Raw genomic sequence first — 24,032 nt, 5'->3', positions numbered from 1 at the left:
ACTGGGGGGGCTGGGCGCCCGGCGCGGGGCGACGGTTCGGCGGCGTCGTTTCTCGGGTGGTGGTCGCCTCGGGTGACGGCCATGTCGGCGGTCGGAGCAGCGGTGATTCCCACGGCACCCCGACCGCGTCGGCGGCGAGGCGGCCTTGGTCACGCAGCACCGACAACGGAGGAAAGATCATCTCTACAGTTCGGGGCCGGCTGGCCTTGCCTCGACCTGACGCCTGGAAGGTGGCTTTCTGCCACTTCAGCCGGCCCCGGCCCTGGCCGAGACCGGCCCATTCCACCGCGGTGCGCTCGACGACCAGATCCGAGCCCGGCCACCGCCCGGTGGGTACGAGCACGCAGCCCTTCTCCCTGGCCCTGCCCTGCAAGGACCTGACAATGCCGGTGGCCGGGTCCGGCACGGTAACGATGACCAGGTCGACGCCGTCGATCAGGGCGCTGACGACGGTCGGCCAGTCAGGTCCCGGGTCTGGAACCAAGGCGAGTCGTTCCAGCGGCACGCCGTACTCCTGAGCCGCAGCGGCGCCGAACCACGGTTGACCGACGATCGCAGCCCAGCTGCCCTGCGACATTCCCCCCGCCAGCAAGGCCAACTGAAGGCTCGACGAATCGATCGCGGCAACGGTCGCGCCTCGCAGGAGACCACCCGGCCACGGCAGCAGGGGTCGAAGTTCCTCGATCGTCGGCAGCAGCCGGGACGCATCCGGGGTCAGCTCGGCGTCACCGGCGGTCCGGACCGCGTACGCCAGCGCCTCTGTCCCGGCCCGATAGGTCTGGTTGATCGCGGCGATCGCCGACTCGACGTCGGCCTTACCGGCAATCAGGCCGGCACCCGTCCAGGCGGGCATACTGTTCCTCCCCTCCGTGCCGCGGGCTGCCGGGGAAGGGGCAGCGAACCAGAACCAGAACTGACGTTTATCGTACAGGTGTTCTAAGGTGTCGGCATGGAGCACCAGGAGCATTGGTTCAACCGGCGCTGGGGCATCGCCCGCCGCGACGTCTACCTGTTGCAAACCCCGACCGGCTGGCAGCTCCTCGGCCGCGAAGGCGGCTCCGACGGACGCGAAGTAACCCACTACTTCGACCGCGAAGACGACGCCCGGCTGATGCTTCAACGCATGCTCGACACCGTGGCGCCGCAGCTGCGCGACTGGCGCCAGATAACGACCGGCGGGTCAACGTCGACCGGACGGCACTGACCGTTCTGATGGGGGACGAACGCGCAACGCGAGGCTGACCGGGCCCGGGTCGCCTACTTCGCCGCCGCACGCCGCCTCACGCAGGCGTTCGCCGCGATGCTCGCCGTCGGGGTCCCCCTCGACCCCGGCCAGACCAGACACGTCCGGGAGTGGAGCAGAGCCGACGTCGACGTTCTCCGCGAACTCCACGAAGCGCTCGGCCAAGTGCTGACGACACGCCGCCAGTGGGACCTGCTACGCCGCCACGATCATGACCATGGTCATTAGTGAGCCGACCCGCGGCGCGTCACGAACGTGCCGGCCGATGTAAGACCCGGAGATAACCGACTAGGCCGGCGGCGAGGTGGAGGCGCCGCCGGCGCGGCGGGCACGGCCGATGTCGGCTTGGAACGCGACGGCCTTGTCGACGGCGGCCAACCGCCGGGCCGGGTAGCCGCTGCTCCCGATCGGCGGATCAGGCTGGTCGAGAGCATGCTGCTCGCCGGAACTCGAGCATAAGCGATGCACGGCGGTCGACCTGAGCTGGCCGCGAGAACGCAAGTGACGGCTGCGCAGCGACTAACCGCAGGCTTCCACGTGCACGCAGCCGGCCATCGGTACGTCTGCGGCAGGACCGAGCCCACCGGTCACCTCGCGTACCCGATTATCGATAGCCCACCGCCACAGCCACCTGGTGCTCCAGTTCTTCAAAACGCCGATCGAGGCTGAGTCGGCGGACCCACAACAGCCCCAGAGCGCCGATGACGATCACCGCAAACATCACTGCGGTGGCCAGTGAGGTGGGGGCCAGCAGCACGACAACGACGACCAGCACGAGCAGCGAAGCTGCCACACCGGCCGGGGCCATCCACCGCCATTGCGGCCACGGTGGAATCCGCGACGTCCACGTCCGCGCGATCCACCAGCCGCACACAGCGATCAGCAGTCCGAAGACCAGAAGGAGCAGAACGAATGACGCCGCTGCCGAGCCAGGCGCCGCGAACCCGGTAGCGGAGATCAGGACACTCCCGGCCAGCGCGGCCGGCCCCACCGAGGCGGCCGCCGCTAACCGGACCCGCTCACGGGCACGCGCAACCACGACCTGCCGGTGCAACAGCCGGACCACCTTGTTCTCGCCGGTTCCCCCGTCTAGGTCCATCACTTCGCTCCAGCTCCGTGAGATAGACCGAGCCTATCCGGCCGGCGCCCTGCGACCTGAAACCCTCCGCGAGCTCTACTCGCCGCGCGTCCATCGACAAAGCCCTACCGGCTCGCCCGCCTACGCCGCGCCCCGATCGGCGTTTTGCCGGTGACAGACTGAGCCACGAGGTCGTCTCGACACGAGGGTAGAAGCGCGCTGCTGAGTTCGCGGCTCCGGAATTTCAGCCAGTAAAAAGTTCGCTCAAGGATCGGCCCATCGGCCCGTCCACGCGGCCAGATCGCGGGTCCACCCGACGGCGTTCTCCCGCGCTGCGCGCGCCCACTCGGCGGCGTTGTACTGGGCAAACTCGTCAAGGGCATTGCGTTGATGCTGGCGGCATCACCGCGGTCCCTGGGAGGGACGGTGCTCATACCGCTTCTCAGCGAAGGGCTCGTGGCCGGAAAGGGAACCGGAACAGGTGAGTCTGGTATCTGTTCACTCCCCGGTGGTGGGTGCGGGCGGGGCGGCCCGATCCGGGGTTCCGGTAGCAATCCAGCGCGACCTTCCGCCGGCTGCTCGATCGGCGCGCAGCCCCGGCAGTAGTGGCGCCGGGCCTCGGCCGCGACGGTCCACTTTCAGGAGCCGGGTCCCCGCGGGGAGATCACCAGTGTCGGCGAGGCTTGGATTCGAGCTCGTCATGGCCGGAGGCCGCACAAGTGATTGCGGTCGGAGTGCGGCGGCGCAGTACGAGCAACCGCAGTCCGCTGAAGTCGGGGATGTCGGGAGCCAGCGGGTGGATGGATCTGCGGGCCTCGTTCAGCCCGGTGCTGTGGCCGCGGTCCTTCCCATGAGCCGGGCGGCAGGGCCTCATGGCGGTCGACGCTCGATGTGCCCGCGGGTCGGCGAGGGCCATCTCGCAACGTCGGCTGCCGCTCATCGGCCGGACAGGGCACGCGACTGAAGTAGTCCGATTGTTCGAGCGACTGTCAGATTATGGCGGGCATCGAGTAGTGCGTGGTGTGTGCCGGCCTTCTGCCGCGGCGTGGGGATGCCGGTGCGTTCGGCCTCTTGCATAAGGTCATGCGTGAAGGCGGGGATAACGCTTGGTAATTCGTCGAGCGGGCCGTAGAGCTGGGTGAGCACGATCGTGTCGAAGGGCGAGAAGTAGGCCCAGACCTGCGGTTTCTTCAGCGGCGTGAAGAACGCGACGATGTCCTGCGCGATGGCGGTTCGCGGTTTGACGGCAGTGAAGTCGTGGTGATGTGGATCCCAGGTCCAGCCGCTGGCGATCGATCGGACCGGCAGGTGCGGCGCGACATTGACTTTGAGCCACGCGCGGCGGGCGAGTTGGTGGAGATCGATATCGGCGAAAACGGCGTAATACTCAGCTCCGGTCTCGGCGACCAGCGCAATGCTGATCGGCTGAATGATTCGCCCGGTGTCGATAAATTCGGTGTCGAGGAACACTTTTGTCATCGCATTTGACGGGCTCACCACAACTCCAACGTTTCCAGAATCGTCGCGGCACGCGGTAGCTCGGCTGTCGCCAATCCGGTCGTCAGTCCCGGTTTGAGGGGCACCTGGCGGTCCAGGCGTATCAGGTCACGCCAGGTGAGAAGCTGATCCCAGATGCTGGTGATGGCCTGTCCGCGGGCGCTGTTGAGTCGTCCGCTGTCGGGCAGGTCGTCGAGGTGAATTCCTCCGGCGAGCAGGGTGGCGGCGGTGCGTGGTCCGACTCCGCGAACTCCCGGGATGTTGTCGGTCGGATCGCCGGTCAAGGCACGGAAGTCCGGCCATTGTGCGGGGGTGACGTGGTGGCGGGCGAGGACGGCTTCAGGGGTGATCCACCGCCGGTCGGGGGTCAGGATGGTAACTGCGGGAGCGGCGAGTTGGTGCAGGTCTCGATCGCCGGAGAAGCAGGTTACGGTTCGTCCCTCGGCTTCGGCCGAGGCGCTGAGTGTGGCGATGACGTCGTCGCCTTCGTGGTCGTCGAGCTCGATCCAGGCGACCCCGATCGTGGTCAAGGCGTCCTTGACTGAGTTCAACGAGGCGATTGGCGTGTGGTCCATCTCGGCGCGGGTCGCTTTGTAGCTGGAATCCTGGCTGCGCCGGTGATCGGTGGCGTGCTCGCCGTCAAACGCGACGATGATCTCGGCGTCAGGCAGCAGTTCGCGGTGGGTTTTACGCAGGATGGCCAGGAAGCCGAAGATGCCGGTGAGGTCGCGTGTTCCGTCGCGTGAGCGGATGCGCGTTGGGAAGCCGAACCAGGATCGGTACAGCAGGTGGTGACCGTCGACGGCAAGCAGTCGTGGTCTCACAGTGGTTCCTCCGGTGGGCACGGCGTAACTGCGCCGATGACCGTGGCGGAGGCGGGCGCTCCTGCACCAGCGGGCGCGGGAGTAGCTCGGATCGTACCGAACGGCTCAGGCGGGTAAGAGCGTGGAGGACAGCGTGTCGGCGTATGCGGTCACGACGTCGCGCTCGCGGGTGACTCGGTGGTACGCCTGTTGAGCCATGGCCGTCCGAGCCTCTGCCGGCAGTTTGATGGCCGCCAGGATGGCCGCCGTCAGCCCCTCTGCCGTCTCCGGGTCGTACAGCAGGCCGGTGCGCTCGTGGATGATCGTCTCGGTGAAACCGCCGAGGGCAGGGGCGACGACGATCGGTCCGCCGTGCCGGGCCCAGAGGGCGACCTCAAGCGGTAGGTAGCCCTGTGATTCGCTGCGCGACGGGCACGCCACAGCGGCGGTGTTCGGGAGGCTGGCGAGTGCTCTGGGTAGTTCCCGGCTGAAGCGGTCGACGTAGGTGGCGCGGATGCCGGCGTCGGCGATCTGCTGCTGGTAGGCGTGAGTGAGCGGGTCGGATTTGTCGAACGGAACGATGACGGCGACCAGATGCACGAGGTCGGCCAACGGGATGAGCGCGGTGATGAGCTGATCGAGTCCCTTGACCGGGTCGGTGCGGCCGACGGCGAGCACGGTGGGCCGGTCGAGTGGCACGCCGTAGGCTGCGGCTACTCGGCGTGCCTGGACTGGCGGCATGGGTTGCAAATCGGGATCGGTCAAGTCCAGGCTGCAAGGGAAGCGAGTCAGGTGGGCGGCGCTGACGTTGTACTCGTCGCGCAGGTGGGCGGTGAACGTCGGGCTGATATCGGCGATGGTGACGCCGTGGTGGCCGGCGGCGCTCAGGGCGCGTTGTTCCCAGGCAAGTTGGGCCAGGTCCGGATCATGCTGGTTCAGGCGGGCGGTTCCGCACAGGGCCTGCATGATGTTGACCGTTCCGCAGTCCGGGGCCAGCGGGCCGGCGTCCAGGTAGGCGCGGGCGGTGCCAGCGAACGGGGTGTCAATCGCGACCACCGCGACGTGGGCGTGCTGGGCGGCGAGTTGCCTGGCGGTGCGGGAGGCATTGCCGGACAGCTGGCGCCACACCGGGACGCTCCAGAAATCGGCGGACGTGTCGTACGGCAGAGAGATGACCGTCCCGCCGCGCTGTTCGACGACGGCGCGGGTTCGGGAGAGGCGGTCGGGGTCGTACGCCCAGGTCGCCGGTCCCGGTTCGGGGATGGCCAGGTACGGGATGAAGTCTCCGGTGCGGGCGGTCAGTTCGCTCCAGCGCCGGTCGAGGGCGCCGAGCAGGGTCTGGGTTTGGCGGCCTATTCCATTGGTGCAGTTTGCTGCTCCGTTGAACGTGCACCACAGCAACGCACGTGAGGGAACCGGTTCGTGGGCTGGTGTCATGGGATCATCCGGCTAGGTAGAGGTCTTCGGCGTTGGGCTGCCAGACCTGGGATTTGCTCGGGTGGGGTTGCAGACCACAGGCGGCTAACGCGGCGGTGACTCGGTCTGCGGCTGCGTCGGCTTGGACGCGGTCGTTGCAGAAGACGGTGTAGTTGTCGGTGACCCGCAGGATGGGCAAATCGGTCAGTTGTTGGTCGACCGGCAGGAGCCGGATGTTGGTGAGCATTGGGGTCAGGCCGCTGCCGGAGTCCAGTGGCGTCGGTAGATGTTCGACGGCGATGCGGACCAGGCGCAGGTAGGTGCCGTCGCTGATCCAGCGGGCCAGTTCGTCGAGGAGGGCTTCGAGGTCGGCGGCGCGGGTGGATCCGGCGACGTCGAGGTCCGCGACCCAGGTGCGGCCGGCGGCGAGGTGGTCGGCTGCTACGGGTAGGGCGTCGAGGCGTCCGGCTCGAGGGCGCCAGCCGTACATCCAGTTGGGGTAAGCGTCGGCGACCAGTACGGGTTCGGCGGCTTCGCGCAGGGTGCGGTGCACGATGCGGTCCTCGACGGTGGGGATGGTCATGGTGATGTCTTTGCCCCAGGTCGGCAGGATGAGTGTGCGTAGCGGTCCGGGCGTCCAAGAACCGTCGGCCAGCTGTGCGGCCAGGTCGGCGAGGCGATTGTTGAGATCGTGGCGGTACTGCGCCCAGGTGACGCCGTCGGCGCCGGGACTGCCGCTGTTGCGCATCATGGCGCGGGCGCAATGTCGGAGCCGCTTCGGGTCGACGACCAGAGGCATGAGGGTGTGTGCGGCCGGATGGCGCATCGTTCGGGCGGAGGCTCGATGGTTCATGCGATCACGGGTGTGGTGATCGCCGTCCCGGCGCGCAGCAGTTGCCGGGTGCCGGGGCCGTAGTGGGCGAGCAGATCGATGGCTGACATGGCCGTGCCGTTGGCGGGGTGAGGGTCGTGGTAGGTGGCGACCTCGATGCGAATGCCGGCGGCGTGTAGGGCGGCATGGTCGAGGTAGTTCAATGCGCCGGTGCCGACGCGGAGGGTGCGGTCTCCGGTGCGCTTGCACAGGTCTATGAGCATGTCGGTGCGGGTACCGGCGGGGCGTAGCGTGCTGGATCGGATCAAGGTGACGTTCATGTTCAGCGCGGTGAGCAACGCGCCGGTCAGGGTGATGTCCAGATCGGCAAGGTGGGTCCATTGCCGGCTGTAGACGGCTTCGAGACGGCTGGCGAGGTCGGGCCAGTGCGGGGCGCGGGCATAGGTTTGGCAGAGCGTGCGCCAGTGTCGGCGGCTCCAGGTGGGATCGGCGATGCGGACGTCGCGCAGCGGTTGCCCGAACCTGCGTTGCACGGGGACGGTCAGCCACTGCGAGCCGCCGTGTCGATCAGGGATGCGGTTGCGGTGTTGGTAGCCGCGTTCGGAGAACTGCACGTGGTCGAGAATGATCATTTTGTTGACGTCGAGCAGTCGGGAAAAGTAGCCGCCCCATGGCAGGTAGGCGGGCTGGTGGGCGACGAGGACGCGGCCGGCATGGATGTCGGTCATCAGCAAGCGATTCGGTAGGCGACGAATTGTTCGGCGAAGTCGGTGCCGATCGACAGGCCGGCGGCGGCGTCGAGGGTGCGGATGCCCTCGACGCTGCGGGGATGCGGCCAGTCACGCAGCTGGGAGGCGTGCGCCCGAATTGCTTGCTCTTTGGCGGGCCAGCTGGCGCTGGTATCGATGGTCACCACGCGGCGTTCGTCGGTGGCGCTCCAGATGTCTTCGGGTCCTGCGTAGCCGAGCACGATGCGGGGTGTGTGTCGGGTCGTGCCGCCGAGTCTCGCCGCCGCGATGGCGGCTCGGTGGGTGGCGTGGTGGTCCTGGTGGAAGGATGAGCCGGCCGGGATGAGTATGGCGTCGGGCTGGGTTTCGGTCAGGGAGACGGCGGTGCCGGATTCGATCAGGCCGACGAGCTCGGTCAGGTGACTGTCGGGGTTGCGGCCTTGTTGCTCGTCGATCCAGGCGATTACTCGGCCGGTGACACCCAGGAGGTCGCAGGCGGCGTTGAATTCTTTGCCTCGCAGGTGCGGGTCGCTGTGTCCGCCGAACATCGGGTGGGTGCAGCAGGCGACGACGAGGACATCAACGACGATGCCGGCTTGCGCGGCGCGGTGCAGGGTGCCGCCGGGGCCGATGGTCTCGTCATCGGGGTGACCCGCGACGGTGAGCAACCGCTGGCCGGGGTGTAGGCCGAGCAACGGGCCGTTGATCGGTTCGGCGGGGTGGGTGGGGTTCACAGGTTTTCCCTTCGAGAAGGGGTCAGAGTCCGACAGCGGCGAGGAATGCCTGGGCGGCCGCGGTCGGGGTGTGCGCGGCGACCTGGGCCGGCGCGTGCCGGCTCGCGTGGTGGTAGGCGTCTCTGCCACGGAGCAGGCTGGTGGTGGCTTGCCATAGTGCGGTCGCCGGCTCGCCGGGCGGTACCGGGGGGATCATGACGCCCGCGGGGCCGGTAAGGGTGGGGACGTGCCCGAAGTCGTAGCCGATCACGGGTGTGCCAGCCGAGAGGGCTTCGGCGGCGCTGTTGCACCAGGATTCGGGGCTGGTGGTGGAGATGATGGTGACGGCTGCGCCGGCGAAGAAGCTTGGGATCGCCTGCCAGGGCAACGGAGGTAGGATCAGTACCTGGCCAGGCGCCCGGTGGGCGGCGGTGGTGCACTCGGCGATGACGCTGTTTTGCATGCCGGGCCAGTATTCGAATCCGGCGGCGGCCAACGCGACCTCTACCGGCCGATCGAGGTCATCGGGGACGGCGCTGATGAGTTCGAGGATGCCCTTGTGTGGTTCAGCGCGGGCCGCGATGCGCACTGGGCCTGATCGGCGTAGCTGTTCGCGACGAGCGGGGTTCGGTGGTTGCCCCGGGGTGAGCAAGGCGTTGGGGACCTGGTGCCAGATGGCGGTGTCGTAGCCGGCCGTGTCGGCTTCGCCGATCATGTAGGGGCTCGGGGTGATGACGGCGGTGGGCTGCCGGTCGAGAGCTTGGCGGAAGAGAGGGTCGGTGCGCATGACGGCGAGGTTGAGCGCGGTGCGCACGCCGGGCGGTGCGGGGGCGAGGTAGCCCAGTCCCCAGGAGGCGTCGGCCCAGCAGACCACGTCGGTGTGGTGGCGGGTGAGCAGGTCGGTCAGCTCGGCGCAGACGGGTCCAGGTTCGACCAGTGCGGCGAGCAGTTGTTCCTCGGTGGCCGGTGACGGGACGTTGATGGAGGTAAGCCCGACCAGGTCGTGGTGGCCGCCGTCCGGGACATTCGCGGCGGTGGTGACGATGATGGCCCGGTGGCCGAGCTCGCAGAGTCCTTGTTGCAACGAGGCGACACTGCGTTCGAGGCCGGCCGGAGCGTCCGGGGTGTAGCTGAGCAGGACGATGGCGACGGTGATCGGGGACCGGCTATTCACGGCTGCCTCACTGCCGCAGGCAGGGGAAGGAGCTCAGTCGGCCGGTCGGGGGTCGTTTCCCAAGGAAAGACGGTCCAGTCGGCGACGTCCCAGACCCAGACGTCGGGCTGCTGTGGGGAGCCGATGTTGCGGCACAGCACCGCGCAGCGGACCGTGGCGGCGGGGCCGCGTTCTTCGAGGACGGCGCGGACGGCGTCGAGGGTCGCTCCGGTGCCGCAGATGTCGTCGGCTACGAGGATCCGTTTACCGGTGATGTCCGGCAGGTCCGGTTCGGAGTCGAGGACGACGTTTCCGCTGGCCGGTACCTCCAGCCGATCGTCGGCGTTGTGCCGGGCGTTGATGATCATGTATGGGATCTGCATGGCGTCGGCAAGTCGGCGGGCGGCGGTGACTCCGCCGCGGGCGATGCCGATGATCAGGTCCGGGCGGTGGGCACTTTCGGCGGCCGCGATCAGCTGTATTGCCCGGCTCAACGCTTCAGGTGCCAGCTGCCAGATTCGTTTCCCTTCGAAGGTGCGCTGAGCTTGCGGGGGCGCGGTCACAGCGTTGCGGGGATCGGTCATGGCCAGCTCCAGGTATCGAGGATGGCGCTGGCCTCAGGCCAGCCGGTGAAGTAGTTCGGGATCCAGTGGATGCGGGCTCCGACGGTCAACAGGTCGGCGAGCGGGATCAGGTAGAGCGGCTCGACGATGATCAGCGCCTCGCTGGGCGTGCCGGTCGCGGAGAAGTCGCGGGCCAGCGCCGCGTTGACCTGTGCCCGGATCTGGTCGGCGACCGCCGGGGTGAGGGCCTGGTCGTAGGGCAGCAGTGGTGTATCGGCGTGCACGAGTCCGTGGCGGGCGGACAGGATCCGGATGCGCCCGCGGAGCCGGGCATGGTGGCCGAGGCGGGTCCGCAGCGCCGGGATGCAGCCGTCGTCGTACAGCTGCAAGGCGGGGATCGGTCGGTCGGTGGGGCGCTTGCGCTCGCAGCAGGCGACGATGATGAGCCGCGAATCGATCGGGTCGGTGCTGCGCGGCCGGATCGGCAGCGGATTGATGGTGTTGACGGTGAGCGTCATGGTTCCCGCACCACTCGGACACCGATGCCTGGCGAGCTCAGCGTCGCCGGTACCTCGTTGGCAAACGTGCACTGGGCGTAGAGCGCGACGGCGCGGTAGGAGCCACCGCGTACGACGTAGCCGATCCCGGCGGGCGTGCTCGTCCACTCCCAGACGTTGCCGGCGACGTCCAGTACACCTTCCGGGGTGGCCCCGGACGGAAACGTCCCGACGGGCGTGATCGTGTCCGGACCGACCCCACGGATATTTGCCCAACTTCCGCCCCGGTCGGGTTCGTGATCTCCCCATGGGTACAGGCGTATGCCCGCCCCGGCCATCCACTCCCATTCGCTTGAGGTGGGGAGGCGGCCGCCGAGCAGGTGAGCGATCTGGCTGGCGTGGGCGAGGGTCATTCCGGTGGCCGGAAGGGTGACGGATCGGGGACAGCAGTGGCCGGATTGGGCGCTGCCGGTCAGTTGGCCGACGGTGACGGGAGTGCTCATCCAGAGCAAGTCCATGACCGTGGTCGACGGGCGCCAGCGGGCGGCGGGCAGGACACCGCCATCGACCTCTATCCATCGCGGGGTGTCTGCGGTTAGGCTGAAGGCAACCTGGGCGGCAGGGACGCTTCCCGTCGGGTCAGCCTGATTGAGGCAAGGCTTGATTCCACACACGCGCGAGCCGGTCGACGGGAAAAGACGCCCCTGCCCAGGCCCAACTTCCTCGGCCACGCGGTTACCGGCCACGTTCGTCACTCCAGATCAGCACGTGTTGCCGGGTCGTCAGGTGCCAGCCGCGGCGCAGTGCTTCCTCGGCGACGATCCGCATATGGTCGACCACGAGGCCCGGCGTGGTGCCTTCCGGGGACAGCCACACCTCGGTTAGACCGAACTCGGCCTGTAACGCGCTGACCTCCTCCAGGTCGTCTGGCCCGGTAATGACGAACTTCCACCGGGTACGGCCGGTCGACTGAAGCGCGACGATCGCCGCGGGCTTGATCCGGCGGGCCCGGGGTACGGCGCTGCTGGCCAATTTGAGCCCGGCGTTGAAGAACACTCCCGTCTCGATCAGTTCCGGCCGTGGTGGGATCGTCGCGTTTGTCTCGATCTCGACCTGGCGGCCGTCGGGATGCGCGCGCCTGGCCACGTCGATGATGACCTTCTGGCGCATCATCGGTTCGCCGCCGGAAACGACGATCAGATCCACGACGGGCAGGCTTGAGTCGTTCGTGGCGGGGTCGAGCGCGATCAGTTCAGCCCACACCTCGCCGCTGGTCAGCCGCCTGGCGGTGCTCAAGTCATGCCGTGCTGTGTTCCACGTGTATTCCGTGTCGCACACCATGGCCCCGGTCGCATCGGTCGCGGCATCGCGGGGCAGGGACGGATAGCCGCAGGTCAAGTTGCACCCCGAGAAACGCAGAAACAGTGCCCGACGGCCCAAGTTCACCCCTTCGCCTTGGAAGCTGTAGAACGTTTCGGCGACGGGCACTCGTTTGTCAGCGTTGACGGCCGAGGAGGAGCCGATAGTCATGAGGATGTCCTCTCAGCAGAGTCGGGTTCATACATCGCCCACGTCCCGGAGGTTTCCCGGATCAGCACGGACGCGACGACGGCGCGGGCAGGCAGGGGGAGATTGCTGCAACACCACTCAAAGACGAGCTGCGCGAGGTTTTCGCTGGTCGGCGCGACCGTGACGACGTCGTTGAGCAACTGGTGATCGAAGTACTGGTCGAGATGACGCTTCAGCGGGGCGAGGTCGCCGAAGTCCACGACGAAACCGGGCTCGATCAAGACCGGCGAGGCGATCGTCACTTCCGCGGTGTAGGAGTGACCGTGCTGCCGGGCACATTTGTGCCCGTCCGGCAGGCCGGGCAGCCAGTGCCCGGCCTCGAACCCGAACTGCTTTCCGATCCGGAACATTTATGCCGCCGGGTTCGCCGGTGCGGTGCTGGCGTAGGTGGTCGGATCGGGGACCCTAGCGTCGGTGAACGCCTCGCGGCGTTCGGTGCAGGTGCCGCAGGTGCCGCAATGGACGTCGCCACCGCGGTAGCAGGACCACGTATTTTCCATCGGGACGTGCAGGCGGGCGGCGAGCGCGACGATGTCGGTCTTCGTCACCGTCAAGAACGGGGCGAGTACCTGGAAGTCGTCGACCAGGAAGCCAGCGCCGGCGATTAGCGCCATCGTGCGGTAGGCGTCGAGGAACTCCGGCCGGCAGTCCGGATAGATCGCGTGATCGCCACTGTGCGCGCCGAATGCGACGGCGTCTGCTCGGATTGTGGTGGCGAGCCCGACGGCAAGGTCGAGCAGCAGCGCGTTGCGGTTCGGCACGACGGTGGCCGCCATGGATGCATCGGTGTAATGGCCGTCCGGCACGTCCACGGCGGCGTCGGTGAGCGCGGATCCGCCGAGCAGCGCTCCGGCCGATGTCATGTCGACGACATGGTGGGCCACGCCGAGCGCGGCAGCGGTGGCCTGCGCGAACTGAAGTTCCCTGGCGTGGCGCTGTCCGTAGTCGACCGACAGGAGGGTCAGTTCGTCGGTGTGCTGTCGTAGCCAGTAGGCGAGGGTGGTGCTGTCGAGGCCGCCGGAGACAACGGCGACGGCGTGGCGGATCGGCGCAGTCGGCGCGAACAGGTCGGCACCAGTGGTTGTGGATGTGGTCATGCGGTCCTCCCGGCAGTGATCAAGGTCAGCAGCTCCGCCCGGGCGGCGGCGTCGGTGCGTAGTCGGCCGCGGGTTGCGATCGTGGTGGTTCTCGTCCCGGCGGCCTGTGCCCCGCGTCGGGTCATGCACAGGTGCTCGGCCTGAAGGACGACACCGACGCCCAGGCATTCCAGGTGCTGCTCGAGAAATCCGGCGAGTTGCTGACCGAGCTCTTCCTGGACTTGCAAGCCGGCCGCGAAGGTGGTGACCGCGCGGGCGATCTTCGACAGCCCGGCCAGTCGTTTGCCCGGGTAGATCCCGACGTGGGCATGGCCGGAGAACGGCAGCAGGTGATGCGCACACACTGACGTGAACGCGATGTCCTGCTCCAGGACCAGCTCGTGGTGCCCCTCGACGTTGGGGAAGGTGGTGAACTCCCAGCTAGGTGCGCTGAGCAGCTCGATCAGGCCAGTGGCGGCTCGGGCAGGTGTCCGTGCGGCTATCTCGGTGGCCTGGTCGACGCCGAGCGCCCGCAGCAGCGCCGCGACTGCTTCCTGCGCCGCCGCCGCATCGATCTGGCCGCCACCTGCGGAAACAACAGCGGCACGATGATCAAGGTCAGGGTAGGTGGTGCTCACCGGGTTCCTCCGATCCGAGCTCCGGGGACCCCTTCAGCAAACCCAGATAACCGTCGATGGGACACGGCACCGATGAGGCATCTGTGATGCATCTCGGCCGCATCTCTGGCCGAACACCCGGCGTCCCGTAGGCTGACCTGCGGGGGCCCGGATTCAGCGGAGGTGCTTCATGGCATCCAAACGCAGCCTTCTGATCCGGCGCCGAGAGGAACTGGGCCTGAGCCAGGAACGGCTCGCGGCCCTGATCATTTCCGACCGAACCACGGTCGGCCGTATCGAACGAGGAGAGACCACACCCCAACCGCAAACCCGAGAACGACTCAGCAAAGCGCTCCAAGTCGACCCTGAACAGCTGACCGAACTACTGATCCATGACGGCGAGCACCGACCCGCCGCACCCGCGCGCGCCACAACGGGCGGTGTCGTGGACGATCCACACACGACAGGTGTCACCGACATGTACCGCCGCGAACTGCTTCGCCTCCTGGGCACCGCCGGAGCCTTGATCCTCCTGCCACCCGGCGTGGAGACCGACGAACGGGCCAATGCCCAGCACCCCGGCGACCCTAACCACCTGAAAGCTTTCAACAGCCACCTGTGGCAAGTCTTCGGCCTGTCCACCACGAAACGGCTGCTCTACCCGCTGGTGCTCGACCAGCTTCGCGTACTCGTCGGTCGAATCGAAACCGCAACGTCCGACGGTGAGCACCAGCAGTTGTGCACGTTGGCGAGCGAGCTGTTCCAGTTGGCCGGCGAAATCTGCTTCGACAACGACCAGTACGCCGACGCCGTGCACTGCTACAACCTCGCCGCATCTGCTGCGAAAGAAGGCAGAGCCAACGACCAGTGGGCCTGCGCGCTGACCCGACACGGCTACGTCAGCATGTACGACCAACAACACCGCCAGGCGCGCGCGATCCTCGACGCCGCCGCCCGCGTCGCCGCCCGCGGCGACAGCCAGCTGGCCACCCGACAATGGGTAGCTGTCGTCCAAGCCCAAGCTGCCGCAGCTCTCCGCGACGCCGACGGGTGCCAACGCGCCCTGGACACCGCGCAGGAAGTCACCGGGTTACGTACCTCCGCCAGCCCCGGCGGCTGGCTACGCTTCGATGGAAGCCGCCTCGACGAAGAACGCGGCACCTGCTATCTCGCGCTAGACCAACCTGAGCTCGCTGCCGGTGCTTTGACCACAGCTTTGAAGCGCACGACATCCGTCCGCCGGCGAGGCAGCCTGCTGACCGACCTAGCTGCGATCGGTGTCCGGCGTCACGACCCAGACGAAATCCTGGTTCACGGCCATGCCGCCATCAATCTCGCCGTGCAGTCGAACTCACTCGGCTATGTAGGCCGTAAACTTCGGGCGTTGCAGACACGATTGACGCCGTTTAATAGCGATCCACGAATCGCCGCACTCGACGACCGGATCGCTGGCGTCTTTCCCGCCGCCTACACAGCGCACGAACCGGAGAGCCGATGACGATCGACCAAGGCCAGCTGTTCCGTAACGCCTGGATCGACGGGGTGAAGCGTCACTACCCCGGCGTACCGAAACCCGGCTACATCACTCCATGGGAAGAGACCGCCGACTGGGAACGCAAGGCCGCAGCCGCGGTTTGCGGTCAGGTGCTGGCCTTCATCGACGCCAGCGAAGGAGCGGTCGCCAAACTCAGTCGCGAGCAACGCGGCCGGTTCATCGCGCTGTGCTGGACGGCCCAGGTGTACCGAGCCTTCGGCGACCCGAAGCCTTCGTACGTCGCCGACTGGAACGATCTACCTGCATGGCAGCGGGAGGCCGACGCGGACATATTCGACGCCATCGAGCAGGCCGCGACGACCGATGGAGTGCCTGGCTGACCGCTTGAGCTTTTTCATGATCGGTCTCGCCGCGTTCCAGCGTCGGAGCCGGCAATCGACCGACGAGATGCTAAGTGCTGTTCATCGCACTGCGGACTCGTCATGACGGGAGAGCTTTGGGGGAGCCGACACTCGGCTGGAACTCCCAGAGCGTATGCAGTTAAGTAGCGCCCGCAGCACCGCTTTTAAAACTCGCGAGCCTCGCGGAGATTGGTCGGGTCGGATTAGGGGTGATATAGTGCGACCTAGTGGGTTTGGGCATGGCCTTGGGCGATTTCAGCGTGAACTGGCCGCACATCAAAGTCGCTGCAAGTTACTCGGGGCTGGTGATGCTGGCAGCATCACTGCGCCCGCGACGTCAGTAGCTACATCTCTGCGCGTCGGTCTGGCCTTCGGCCGCGAATGTGGCAATGTCAAGCAGCGCCAACGTAGGTCGACCATCGTGTGATCTGGTCGCCGCTGCGATAACTGTTCATACGGGTTTGCCACTGCGGACGCAATACGTCTCTGCTCCCGAGAACGGGCACAAGACTGGTGACCAGTTTCAGTTCTCTCAGCCGTCTCAGGACTGGAAAGCCGGACCACTGTGTTACGTCGAATCCGTACTCATCGGCAAGTTCTCCGTAATTGTCGCCGGGATAGTCAAAACGCAGTTTACCAACTGCCAGGGGGACGAAGTCCCACTCGCGCGGCCCGTCACAGCTTGAGTCGAAATCGCAGATTACTGGGCCGGACTTTCCGTCGATTAGATTCCCCATGAAAGCGTCACCGTGGATTGGTCCGGCAGGTAGGACGTAGGTCAACCGTGCCAGGTCAGCTTCTATTCGGTCGCATTCGCCGTGAAGGTAGGCTACGTCGGCGGCTTCGACGCCGTCCGGCTCGGCAAGGCGGCTGCGGATTTCCTCGAGAGGGTTCCATGCGGGTAAGCCCTCACGCGGAGGCTCAAGCTGATGCCATTGCCGGAGAATTGTTGCCAGGTCAGCGCCGGTCGGCTTTGGACCGCCGCCGGAAACAGTGTGCCAAAGCGTGAGATGCAGGTCGTCGATGACCAGCGGTTGCTCGATTTCGAGAAGCCTGACTGCCGGTACGCTGCCGAGTTCTAGCCATCTAGCGACCTTGATGACTTTCATAATACGGTCTGCCATAGTAGCTGATCCGGCGATTCGCGCTACTACATGAGCATGAGGCAGGAAAAAGACCGCGTTATTGGTGAATTTGATAAGTTGAGCGTCCGCCACCTCTAAACCAGTGACAGCCTGCACGCCTTCAAGCACTGCGTGTAGCCGCTCGTCTGTGATCCGCGCGTTCGGCGGAGAAGCATCGCTCGTCATCCCCCTTGGAGGATAGCAATGCGATGAGCAAGGTCATCTACAGACTCGTCGCCTGCGTGGGCTTGGGCGGCGACCAGCAGCGGCTTCAGGCGATCGATCGTCCGCACGGACCTGACCTGCTCGGCTAGCGTCACGGCGCGACTGCCGTCTGCGACTCCGCCCGAGGTATCTCCGGCGTCGAGTCTTGTGGCACTCAGCGCGGTTAGCTCGAAGATTGTGCTGCGCGCGGTTCCATCGCCTCGTGCTTCGATGCTGACAGTCAGGCTCGCGATCGCCTTCTCCGAACTTGCCTCGCCTGGGAGCAAGCTGTGGACCATTCCTGAAAGCGCAGAGAGGTCGGCTGCCCCGAAGAAGGCCACCCATGCTGGTAGATTGTCTTCGCCTCGGACAAACTCGTCTTCTGCGCGACCCAGCGCGCTGAGTGCCTTGCCTCGGTTTCCCATCATGGCGTGCGTCCAGCCGAGGTTGGCGTGCAGCATCGCCACGGTGAGAGCGTCGTCGGCGTCTTGAGCGGCGAGTTGACCGAGCTGGAAGAACCGCAGCGCTTGATCAAGATGTCCGCCGTGCAGGTGAACCCGGCCCTGCCGGTAGAGGATGTTTGCCGCGAGCGACAGGTTATCGGTCGCCTTGGCCTGTTCGAGGGCGAGCGAGAAGTGCATCCGGGCGGTGCTGTGCATTCCGACGTCGAATGATGTCCAGCCGGCCAGGTTGTGCAGGTCGGCAACGGCAAGGTGAAGTCGTCGACGGACGTCGTCAGTGCACTCAGCGCTCATCATCGCTCGGGCGTGCACCGTCTGTGCGATGACGGCGTCACGGCAGGAGCCTCCGCCGTTCTGATAGTCGACGGCCCGCAGTATCCGCGTCAGATGCTCAAGATTCGCAACGTCGGCGTTACCGATCCGGTTCGGGATCGGCGTCCGCGATTCGGTCAGCGGCTGCCACCATCGCGCGGTCTCGGGCAAGGAGGTGCCCATCATCACCTCAGCGGCATGCTTCAGTGCGGAGCGTATCTCCTCAGCTTCATCGGGACCCGCCACTCCAGCGGTGAGCGCGTCTTCGACGGGTGTGTGGACTTCATGATCATAATTTCCGAGTCCCATGTACCCACGTGGGATAGCAAGGCCGTCGGCGATGCGTACCAGCACCGAGTACGCCAAGACCTCTCGGCCGCTCATGATGTCGGAGATCTCCGATTGCGACTGCCGAGTGAGCTCACCAATGTTGCGCTGGGAGTATCCGTGGCTCTTCAACCTGCGGAACACGAGGGCGAGGTCGTGGTTGCGCAGCGCCAAGCGCATCTCTGGACTCTCCCATGTAGCCGGCGAGGGTGCGCCGACGTCGGATCGCGTCGTGTTCACGGCTACTCCGTAGCGTCAGGATGCGTTGTCGAAGGGTAACTCTTAATCGCCCTATGGGGAACAGGTGATCGGCCGAGCCGATCAGTTCTGCCGATCAACGGGGAGATCGGCGTTGATGATCGTCTGGGCGGCTTTGTCTCACCGTTGCCAAAATGGCACCTTCGTACTTGCAGGACGGACCGAGACGATCCGTCGAGGTTCTCTCCCCAGCGAGGCTAACCATGTTCAGGAATTACCATGCTGAAGCCAGCATCAGTGTATTAGGTGGCGGCTTGACGATAGCCGGGGACGGTGGTCAAACAGTGTCGGAAAGTGGCTGGGTCGGTGGCACTCCGCCTCTTCCCGCAGCGCTGCTCTGGGCGGCGGTGGGGGACCTCGACGTTATTGAAAGACTGCGTAAGCACGTCCACCAGGTGTACATACCGGACTGGTTTTGTTCTTCCTGCGGATCGACGTGGCCGTGCGAGATCGCACGGAACGACCTCCTCCTTGACCTCGGGTGGAGCAAGCTCGCGATCTATTGCTCCGTCCTGATGGAGCGCGCAGCTCGAGACCTCGCAGCGCTGAGCCCGCAGGTTCTGTGGCGAAGGTTTCTTGAGTGGACCGAGCCTCCCGAAGAAAATCGGCCGCCCTGTCCCAGCAATTTGTATAACGGCGCTCTATGAGCTCCCGGTCGTGGCGTTGAGCGATCTTGCTGGCGCTGCGGCTGGGCGAAACTACCGACCGACGCGGTCAGTGAAAAGTCTGATCAACATCCGTACGAGGAATCTACGGTGACCTATCAAGATGCGACTCGGCCGATGTGCGGCTATTGCGGCGGCACACGTAGCGTCCTTGACGCAATGGAACTTCCGCCCAACGCCCGCACACTCGCGGGGCCACGGCAGGGGTAGCTCCGGTGGGGTTGTCGTATGGACCCGACCGCCGAACCCAGCCCTGGGCCCCCCAACGGGCGCGGCGCGGCACCCTGCAGCCCCACCGGGAATTTATCAGCTCGAACCCCTCCGGTCTTTCGATCAATTCCTGACTCTCGGACAGATGAGATGACGCGACCGAATCCCGACATCAACACGGCCACCATGCACCCGGCACGCCGCTACAACTACTGGTTGGGTGGCAAGGACAACTTCGCGGCCGACCGTGCCTCCGGTGATCTAGTCGCGGCAGCCTTTCCCGGAATTCGGGACGCAGCTAAGGCCAACCGCGCGTTTCTCGGCCGCGCGGTCCGGTTCCTGGCCGGCGAGGCGGGCATCCGTCAGTTCCTCGACATCGGTACGGGCTTGCCCACGGCGGGCAACACCCACGACGTCGCCCAGAATGTGGCTCCGGAGTCGAGGATCGTGTATGTCGACAACGATCCGATCGTCCTGGCGCACGCGCGGGCGCTGCTCACCAGCACGCCGCAAGGGCGCACAGCCTATATCGACGCGGATGCGCGCGCCCCCGAAGAGGTCCTTGCCGCTAGCGGCATTGAAATCCTGGACTTCAATCAGCCGGTCGCTGTCCTGCTGGTAGCAGTCCTGCACTTCTTTCCGGACGATGACGTTGCCAAGCACGTCGTCGAGACGCTGGTAGCGGCCATGGCACCGGGTAGCTACCTGGCGATGTCGCACGCCGCTGCTCGACTACTCAGACCAGATGCGGAACAACTTGTCCGCACGGCCGTCGCGGCCGAGCCCTTCAAGCTGCGAACCGATCAGGAAGTTGCCGAATTCAGCGCCGGACTCGAGGTGGTAGCTCCCGGGATCGTTCCTGTGCAGCGTTGGCGCCCTGATCCTGGGCAAGAAGTTTTGGAAGATCACAACATCGGCATGTACGCCTTCGTCGCCCGAAAAGTGCGCTGACGAAGAGGCGACCTGCCTACAGCAGCACAGCGTTGTGCTGAAGACCTGAACCCGTCAACGTCCTACCGGCGAAGGACCGACCGATGATTTGTGTGCTCGGGCCCTCCCTACCAGGAGAGTCCACTTTAGACTTGTCTTGGAATGACCTTAAACGAACGCCTTGCGTTCCATGGCCCGGCCATACGCGCGAGGAGGATCAAGCGCGAGGCGAACGAGGCTGTGCACGCATCGGCGGCCGGCGCACGCTGCGATCGACAGGGGTAGGCGCGTGACTGCGGCCGCAACGCCGGCTTCCGGCAAGGCGAGCCGCGGTTGGCGGCTAGCCGACCGGCGCATTCGAGCCAAGCTCGCACTGCTCCTCGTGACGCCGGTGACTGCGATCTTGTTCCTGTCAGGGTTGATCGCTTACGGCGCCCAGTCGGCGGCTGCCGGCGCGGAACAGGCCCGGCAACTCGTCGCCCTGAGCCAGCTCGCCGGCCAGCTCGCCGGCCAGTTACAACAAGAACGGGCGTCAGCTGCGCTGGTGCTGACCAGGTCCGCCGGCGACGCGGCGGTGGACGGCTTTCAGCAGCAGACTCAACAAACAGACACAGCCGGCGACGAGTTCAGCGCGGCGCTGAGCGGCGTGCGGGTACCACCCGGGCTGCAACCGGTGATCAGCCGAGTGCAGGAGCAGCTGACCGGGTTGCCGCTGCTGCGTGAGCAGGTTCGCAGCGGCCAAGACGCCACCGCCAGTGTCATCGTGTTCCGCTATCGGGCCTTGATCGCTGACCTGCTGGCCTACCGAGCGACGATGAGTCAGCTGGGTGTGGACGCGGACACGGCGGACGGGTTGCGAGCGAGCGCGACGTTGTCGCAGGCGATTGAAGGGCTGGCTCTGGTCCAGGTCGGGGCGTTGCCCGCGATCGGGACGGGCACGCTGACCTCGGCGGAGCAGCAGCAGCTGGTCGCGAACGACGCGAGTTTCGCGCAGGGTCTGGAAGATTTTCGGCAGCTCGCGCCCGCGCAGTGGCAGGCGCAGTTGTCGGCGCTGACCGGCAATAGGGCCGTGGTGTCCGGTGAGCGGTTGCAGGCGCTCGCGGTCAGCGCCCAGCCCAGTAATCCGCTGGAGCTGGGCACGACGCCGACGGCGTTCGCCGCCGCGCTCGGCGCGCGGATGACTCAGCTGCACGGGCTGGAGAACGAGGTAGACGCGTCCCTGGTCCGTGACGTTACCGCCCAACGCGATCGGGAACGCCGTCAAATCATGTGGCTGGGCGGCGCCGTTCTGCTAGCACTCGCGCTGGTGACGGTGTCCGCCTGGCGGCTGAGCCGATCCATGACTCGCCCGCTGGATGACCTGCACTGGGGTGCGACCGACCTGGCAAATCGCAGGTTGCCGGGAATCGTCAACGAGCTGATCCACGACAGGCCCGATGAACATGGGGTCGCGGACGCGGTGCAGCGAGCCGGCCGGGCGTTGCCGGTGCACGGCAACGATGAGGTGGGCAAGGTGGCCGTCGCGCTCAACGACGTCGCCGCTGTTGCCGCCCGCCTCGCCGGCGAGCAGGCAGCACTTCGGGCCTTGACCTACCAGATCATGCGGTCGCTGGCCTACCGCTTCCAAGCTGTGGTCGACCAGATCACCGCGAGCATGGACCGGCTCGAACTCGACGAGCAGGACCCTGCGCGGCTGGAGTTGCTCTTCGCCGCTGACCAGCAAGCCACCAGCGCCCGCCGCACCGTGAACAACCTCCTGGTGATCGCGGGCGCCCGGCCGAAGCAGTCGGTAGACCACGCGACCTCTGTGCAGAACGTCGTCAAAGCGGCGATCAGCTGGGCCGAGGGTGCGTCGACCCGGGTCGACGATTCGCAGGTCACCGCGGATTGGGCCATCGTGCCGGACGCCGTCGACGCGATCGTGCACATCCTGACAGAGCTGTTGGGCAACGCCTTGTACTTCAGCCCCCCCAACCAGTTCGTCTCCGTTTCCGGTGTCCGGCTCGGAGACCTGCTGTACGTGCACATCGACGACTGCGGTGTCGGCATGCCTGCGGAAAGGAAGGGCGAGATCGAACGTGACCTCGCCGACTTCGATCTCGCGAGCGCCGCCCGGCACATGGGTATCCCCGTCATTGGCCGTCTGGCCGCCCCGTTGGGCGTGAAGGTGAGCTTCCGCGACCGGGAAATGGGCGGGACCAGCGCCGAGGTCATCATCCCGTCGAGTCTGCTGGTCGACGTCGACCCCCCGGACGTCCCGGTAATCCGTGGTCTGCCCGAGCCGGCACGATATCTGAGCCAGGTCCCAGCGGCCGACTCACCGCAGGTAATCCCGCCAGCCACACTAGGCATCGACCGTCGACTCGAAGCAGCCCCCACCCAGTCGGCGCTGATCGAAGACACCGCGTTGCTGCCCGTCGCGGGTAGGCAGCCTGCCAGCGCCGAGGGGTCACCACGACTCGACATCTATGACGCGGTGGTCCACGACAGTCCCTATTTCCGTTCTGGTGATAGCGGCGAAGGCGTACCGATGGTGCCGCAGGTATGGCGGGACGGTCAGGCGGCCGCAGAAGCGGCACAGCGGGCCACCGCGGCATTGGCCACGGTCTCGACCGGAGCCGACCGGTCGACGCCGAGTGGGCTGCCGGTGCGCCGTCCCGGACAGTTCACCATCCCGGCGCCGGCCACCGCGGCGCCCGTGGTTCCCGCTCAACGCAACCGTGCCGCGACCCGGCGCGGAATGGCGGCCCTGACCCGCACTGCCGCCCGCACGTCTACGTCCCCTTCCTCTCGGCAGATTGGCTGATCATGACGGTCTTCACCAACCCGATCTCTGTTCCACAGCCCTCGAGTGAGCAACGCGAGCGCCTAGGGTTCCTCCTCGACCGGTTCTGCGACAGCGACCGCGACATCGCACACGCCATCGCGATCTCGGTCGACGGGATCCCGATGGCGGCTAGCCAGCACATCAATCCCGATGTCCGCGACCAGCTCGCCGCCGCCGCGGTCGGGCAGATGTCGCTGGCCCAGGGCATGTCTGAGCTGATGAGTGCCGGCGGCGTGGAACGCGTCATCACCAACCTCGGCAGCGGCTGGGTCCTGGTCCAGAAACCTCACCCGCACGTGGTGCTGATCGTGCTGGCAACCCACGACGCCGACCTCGCGTTGATCGACGACCAGCTGATGCGTCTGGGTGAAGCGATCGGCCCGGTCCTCGACCCGGGCGCCCGCCTGCCCGCATGACCCGGACACTAGGCGCTCAGACCCGCTACCGGGCCGCGAAGATCATTGTGGCCGGTGGGTTCGGGGTCGGTAAGACCACCTTCATCGGCGCGGTGTCCGAGGTGCCGCCGCTGCGCACCGAGGGCGAACTCACCGAAGCCTCCGCCGGCCTCGACGTCACAGAAGGCCTGAACGGCAAGGTCACCACGACGGTGGCGATGGACTTCGGGCGCATCACGATCGACGACCGGGCCGATGACCGGCTGGTGCTCTACCTGTACGGCATGCCCGGGCAGCACCGGTTCTGGTTCATGTGGCCCGCTGTCGCGGCCGGCAGCGTCGCCGCGGTCGTGCTTGCCGACACCCGCCGGCTCGCCGACGCCTACCCGGCCATCGACTTCTTCGACCAGCTCCACATCCCGTACGCCGTAGCCGTCAACGCCTTCCCCCACGCCGGGCCGGTCACCGACGCCGAACTACGCGACGCGCTCACCGTGCCGGACGCCGTGCCGGTCCTGGCCTGCGACGCCCGCGAACGAGGACAGGTCCGCGACGTCCTAGTCCAGCTCATCCAGCACGCCATCAGCCGGTATCGGACCACCCGCATTCATCCGGTTTCAGCGTGAGCCCTCACCCGG

At 66.5% G+C, this 24,032-nt stretch carries 26 protein-coding genes; 7 read left to right on the top strand and 19 right to left on the bottom strand.

Annotated features, from left to right (window positions below; genetic code table 11):
- A partial coding sequence (locus tag AB0M88_RS38240) for a hypothetical protein (RefSeq protein WP_364110731.1) occupies positions 1-967 on the bottom strand: 967 nt, incomplete at its 3' end.
- Between AB0M88_RS38240 and AB0M88_RS38235 the strand changes: the two genes are divergently transcribed.
- On the top strand, positions 950-1,204 hold the full coding sequence (locus AB0M88_RS38235; RefSeq protein WP_364110730.1) for a hypothetical protein: 255 nt from the start codon (positions 950-952) through the stop codon (positions 1,202-1,204). The genes AB0M88_RS38240 and AB0M88_RS38235 overlap by 18 nt on opposite strands.
- A gap of 327 nt (positions 1,205-1,531) precedes the next feature.
- On the opposite strand, the gene AB0M88_RS38230 is transcribed toward AB0M88_RS38235, so the two are convergent.
- The 16 genes from AB0M88_RS38230 to folE all read right to left on the bottom strand — a co-directional run bounded on the left by AB0M88_RS38230 (position 1,532) and on the right by folE (position 13,806).
- Entirely contained in the window at positions 1,532-1,711 is a 180-nt protein-coding gene (locus tag AB0M88_RS38230; protein ID WP_364110729.1) for a hypothetical protein, read from the bottom strand.
- 136 nt (positions 1,712-1,847) lie between these two features.
- Positions 1,848-2,345: a hypothetical protein gene (locus AB0M88_RS38225; protein WP_364110728.1), complete on the bottom strand. Its 498-nt coding sequence runs from the start codon at positions 2,343-2,345 to the stop codon at positions 1,848-1,850.
- A gap of 912 nt (positions 2,346-3,257) precedes the next feature.
- Positions 3,258-3,791 carry a 3'-5' exoribonuclease gene (locus tag AB0M88_RS38220; RefSeq protein ID WP_364110727.1) on the bottom strand — a complete coding sequence of 178 codons (534 nt, stop codon included), beginning with the start codon at positions 3,789-3,791 and terminating at the stop codon, positions 3,258-3,260.
- Positions 3,792-3,814: 23 nt separating this feature from the next.
- A complete protein-coding gene (locus AB0M88_RS38215; protein WP_364110726.1) occupies positions 3,815-4,642 on the bottom strand; it encodes a 5'-3' exonuclease H3TH domain-containing protein in 828 nt (275 codons plus the stop codon).
- A 105-nt stretch (positions 4,643-4,747) separates the two neighbouring features.
- A complete protein-coding gene (locus tag AB0M88_RS38210) occupies positions 4,748-5,749 on the bottom strand; it encodes a glycosyltransferase family 4 protein (RefSeq protein WP_364110725.1) in 1,002 nt (333 codons plus the stop codon).
- Positions 5,750-6,062: 313 nt separating this feature from the next.
- Positions 6,063-6,890, bottom strand: coding sequence for an RNA-directed DNA polymerase (Reverse transcriptase) (locus AB0M88_RS38205; protein WP_364110724.1), 828 nt, complete (start codon positions 6,888-6,890; stop codon positions 6,063-6,065).
- Positions 6,887-7,597, bottom strand: a complete 711-nt coding sequence (locus AB0M88_RS38200; protein ID WP_364110723.1) for a WbqC family protein — start codon at positions 7,595-7,597, stop codon at positions 6,887-6,889. Before AB0M88_RS38200 ends, AB0M88_RS38205 begins: the two co-directional genes overlap by 4 nt.
- The gene (locus tag AB0M88_RS38195; protein ID WP_364110722.1) at positions 7,597-8,265 is read right to left on the bottom strand and encodes a PIG-L family deacetylase; all 669 of its coding nucleotides are present in this window, start codon (positions 8,263-8,265) and stop codon (positions 7,597-7,599) included. Before AB0M88_RS38195 ends, AB0M88_RS38200 begins: the two co-directional genes overlap by 1 nt.
- Positions 8,266-8,353: 88 nt before the next feature.
- Positions 8,354-9,484, bottom strand: a complete 1,131-nt coding sequence (locus tag AB0M88_RS38190; RefSeq protein WP_364110721.1) for a glycosyltransferase family 4 protein — start codon at positions 9,482-9,484, stop codon at positions 8,354-8,356.
- Complete coding sequence (locus AB0M88_RS38185; RefSeq protein ID WP_364110720.1) at positions 9,481-10,047, bottom strand: phosphoribosyltransferase domain-containing protein; 567 nt, start codon at positions 10,045-10,047, stop codon at positions 9,481-9,483. The genes AB0M88_RS38190 and AB0M88_RS38185 overlap by 4 nt, the downstream gene beginning before the upstream one ends.
- Positions 10,044-10,544 (bottom strand): DUF6884 domain-containing protein, encoded by a 501-nt coding sequence (locus AB0M88_RS38180; protein WP_364110719.1) that lies wholly within the window; start codon positions 10,542-10,544, stop codon positions 10,044-10,046. Before AB0M88_RS38180 ends, AB0M88_RS38185 begins: the two co-directional genes overlap by 4 nt.
- Positions 10,541-11,026, bottom strand: a complete 486-nt coding sequence (locus AB0M88_RS38175; RefSeq protein WP_364110718.1) for an SUMF1/EgtB/PvdO family nonheme iron enzyme — start codon at positions 11,024-11,026, stop codon at positions 10,541-10,543. Before AB0M88_RS38175 ends, AB0M88_RS38180 begins: the two co-directional genes overlap by 4 nt.
- Before the next feature lie 232 nt (positions 11,027-11,258).
- Positions 11,259-12,053 carry a 7-carboxy-7-deazaguanine synthase QueE gene (locus AB0M88_RS38170; protein WP_364110717.1) on the bottom strand — a complete coding sequence of 265 codons (795 nt, stop codon included), beginning with the start codon at positions 12,051-12,053 and terminating at the stop codon, positions 11,259-11,261.
- Positions 12,050-12,442, bottom strand: coding sequence for a 6-carboxytetrahydropterin synthase (locus AB0M88_RS38165; RefSeq protein ID WP_364110716.1), 393 nt, complete (start codon positions 12,440-12,442; stop codon positions 12,050-12,052). Before AB0M88_RS38165 ends, AB0M88_RS38170 begins: the two co-directional genes overlap by 4 nt.
- A complete protein-coding gene (gene queC, locus AB0M88_RS38160) occupies positions 12,443-13,189 on the bottom strand; it encodes a 7-cyano-7-deazaguanine synthase QueC (protein ID WP_364110715.1) in 747 nt (248 codons plus the stop codon).
- Positions 13,186-13,806, bottom strand: a complete 621-nt coding sequence (folE, locus tag AB0M88_RS38155; RefSeq protein ID WP_364110714.1) for a GTP cyclohydrolase I FolE — start codon at positions 13,804-13,806, stop codon at positions 13,186-13,188. The genes queC and folE overlap by 4 nt, the downstream gene beginning before the upstream one ends.
- Positions 13,807-13,975: 169 nt before the next feature.
- On the opposite strand from folE, the gene AB0M88_RS38150 reads away from it, so the two are divergent.
- On the top strand, positions 13,976-15,283 hold the full coding sequence (locus AB0M88_RS38150) for a helix-turn-helix transcriptional regulator (protein ID WP_364110713.1): 1,308 nt from the start codon (positions 13,976-13,978) through the stop codon (positions 15,281-15,283).
- Entirely contained in the window at positions 15,280-15,660 is a 381-nt protein-coding gene (locus tag AB0M88_RS38145; protein WP_364110712.1) for a hypothetical protein, read from the top strand. Before AB0M88_RS38150 ends, AB0M88_RS38145 begins: the two co-directional genes overlap by 4 nt.
- A 413-nt stretch (positions 15,661-16,073) precedes the next feature.
- Here AB0M88_RS38145 and AB0M88_RS38140 read toward each other — a convergent pair whose 3' ends face one another.
- Together AB0M88_RS38140 and AB0M88_RS38135 are read right to left on the bottom strand one after the other, a co-directional pair.
- The gene (locus AB0M88_RS38140; protein ID WP_364110711.1) at positions 16,074-16,991 is read right to left on the bottom strand and encodes an aminoglycoside phosphotransferase family protein; all 918 of its coding nucleotides are present in this window, start codon (positions 16,989-16,991) and stop codon (positions 16,074-16,076) included.
- Positions 16,988-18,289 carry a helix-turn-helix transcriptional regulator gene (locus AB0M88_RS38135; protein ID WP_364110710.1) on the bottom strand — a complete coding sequence of 434 codons (1,302 nt, stop codon included), beginning with the start codon at positions 18,287-18,289 and terminating at the stop codon, positions 16,988-16,990. The genes AB0M88_RS38140 and AB0M88_RS38135 overlap by 4 nt, the downstream gene beginning before the upstream one ends.
- A gap of 1,103 nt (positions 18,290-19,392) precedes the next feature.
- Here AB0M88_RS38135 and AB0M88_RS38130 point away from each other — a divergent pair.
- The 4 genes from AB0M88_RS38130 (at position 19,393) to AB0M88_RS38115 (ending at position 24,020) form a co-directional block, all read left to right on the top strand.
- Positions 19,393-20,193, top strand: coding sequence for an SAM-dependent methyltransferase (locus tag AB0M88_RS38130; RefSeq protein ID WP_364110709.1), 801 nt, complete (start codon positions 19,393-19,395; stop codon positions 20,191-20,193).
- Positions 20,194-20,461: 268 nt separating this feature from the next.
- A complete protein-coding gene (locus tag AB0M88_RS38125; RefSeq protein WP_364110708.1) occupies positions 20,462-22,978 on the top strand; it encodes a nitrate- and nitrite sensing domain-containing protein in 2,517 nt (838 codons plus the stop codon).
- A gap of 2 nt (positions 22,979-22,980) precedes the next feature.
- On the top strand, positions 22,981-23,415 hold the full coding sequence (locus AB0M88_RS38120; RefSeq protein ID WP_364110707.1) for a roadblock/LC7 domain-containing protein: 435 nt from the start codon (positions 22,981-22,983) through the stop codon (positions 23,413-23,415).
- Positions 23,412-24,020 carry an ATP/GTP-binding protein gene (locus AB0M88_RS38115; RefSeq protein ID WP_364110706.1) on the top strand — a complete coding sequence of 203 codons (609 nt, stop codon included), beginning with the start codon at positions 23,412-23,414 and terminating at the stop codon, positions 24,018-24,020. The genes AB0M88_RS38120 and AB0M88_RS38115 overlap by 4 nt, the downstream gene beginning before the upstream one ends.
- Positions 24,021-24,032 lie beyond the last annotated feature (12 nt).

The organism is Actinoplanes sp. NPDC051411 (assembly GCF_040682075.1).
In the GTDB taxonomy this organism is placed as follows: Bacteria; Actinomycetota; Actinomycetes; order Mycobacteriales; family Micromonosporaceae; genus Actinoplanes.
Note: the sequence above shows the minus strand (reverse complement) of the source record. Positions and strands in the feature narration are given on the sequence as shown.

Excerpts from the sequence above, each read along its gene's own strand:
- AB0M88_RS38235 (WP_364110730.1), top strand. The coding sequence starts at position 950 with ATGGAGCACCAGGAGCATTGGTTCAACCGGCGCTGGGGCATCGCCCGC.
- AB0M88_RS38205 (WP_364110724.1), bottom strand. The coding sequence starts at position 6,890 with ATGAACCATCGAGCCTCCGCCCGAACGATGCGCCATCCGGCCGCACAC.
- AB0M88_RS38200 (WP_364110723.1), bottom strand. The coding sequence starts at position 7,597 with ATGACCGACATCCATGCCGGCCGCGTCCTCGTCGCCCACCAGCCCGCC.
- AB0M88_RS38185 (WP_364110720.1), bottom strand. The coding sequence starts at position 10,047 with ATGACCGATCCCCGCAACGCTGTGACCGCGCCCCCGCAAGCTCAGCGC.
- AB0M88_RS38180 (WP_364110719.1), bottom strand. The coding sequence starts at position 10,544 with ATGACGCTCACCGTCAACACCATCAATCCGCTGCCGATCCGGCCGCGC.
- AB0M88_RS38175 (WP_364110718.1), bottom strand. The coding sequence starts at position 11,026 with ATGAGCACTCCCGTCACCGTCGGCCAACTGACCGGCAGCGCCCAATCC.
- AB0M88_RS38170 (WP_364110717.1), bottom strand. The coding sequence starts at position 12,053 with ATGACTATCGGCTCCTCCTCGGCCGTCAACGCTGACAAACGAGTGCCC.
- AB0M88_RS38165 (WP_364110716.1), bottom strand. The coding sequence starts at position 12,442 with ATGTTCCGGATCGGAAAGCAGTTCGGGTTCGAGGCCGGGCACTGGCTG.
- queC (WP_364110715.1), bottom strand. The coding sequence starts at position 13,189 with ATGACCACATCCACAACCACTGGTGCCGACCTGTTCGCGCCGACTGCG.
- AB0M88_RS38150 (WP_364110713.1), top strand. The coding sequence starts at position 13,976 with ATGGCATCCAAACGCAGCCTTCTGATCCGGCGCCGAGAGGAACTGGGC.
- AB0M88_RS38145 (WP_364110712.1), top strand. The coding sequence starts at position 15,280 with ATGACGATCGACCAAGGCCAGCTGTTCCGTAACGCCTGGATCGACGGG.
- AB0M88_RS38140 (WP_364110711.1), bottom strand. The coding sequence starts at position 16,991 with ATGACGAGCGATGCTTCTCCGCCGAACGCGCGGATCACAGACGAGCGG.
- AB0M88_RS38135 (WP_364110710.1), bottom strand. The coding sequence starts at position 18,289 with ATGCGCTTGGCGCTGCGCAACCACGACCTCGCCCTCGTGTTCCGCAGG.
- AB0M88_RS38130 (WP_364110709.1), top strand. The coding sequence starts at position 19,393 with ATGACGCGACCGAATCCCGACATCAACACGGCCACCATGCACCCGGCA.
- AB0M88_RS38120 (WP_364110707.1), top strand. The coding sequence starts at position 22,981 with ATGACGGTCTTCACCAACCCGATCTCTGTTCCACAGCCCTCGAGTGAG.
- AB0M88_RS38115 (WP_364110706.1), top strand. The coding sequence starts at position 23,412 with ATGACCCGGACACTAGGCGCTCAGACCCGCTACCGGGCCGCGAAGATC.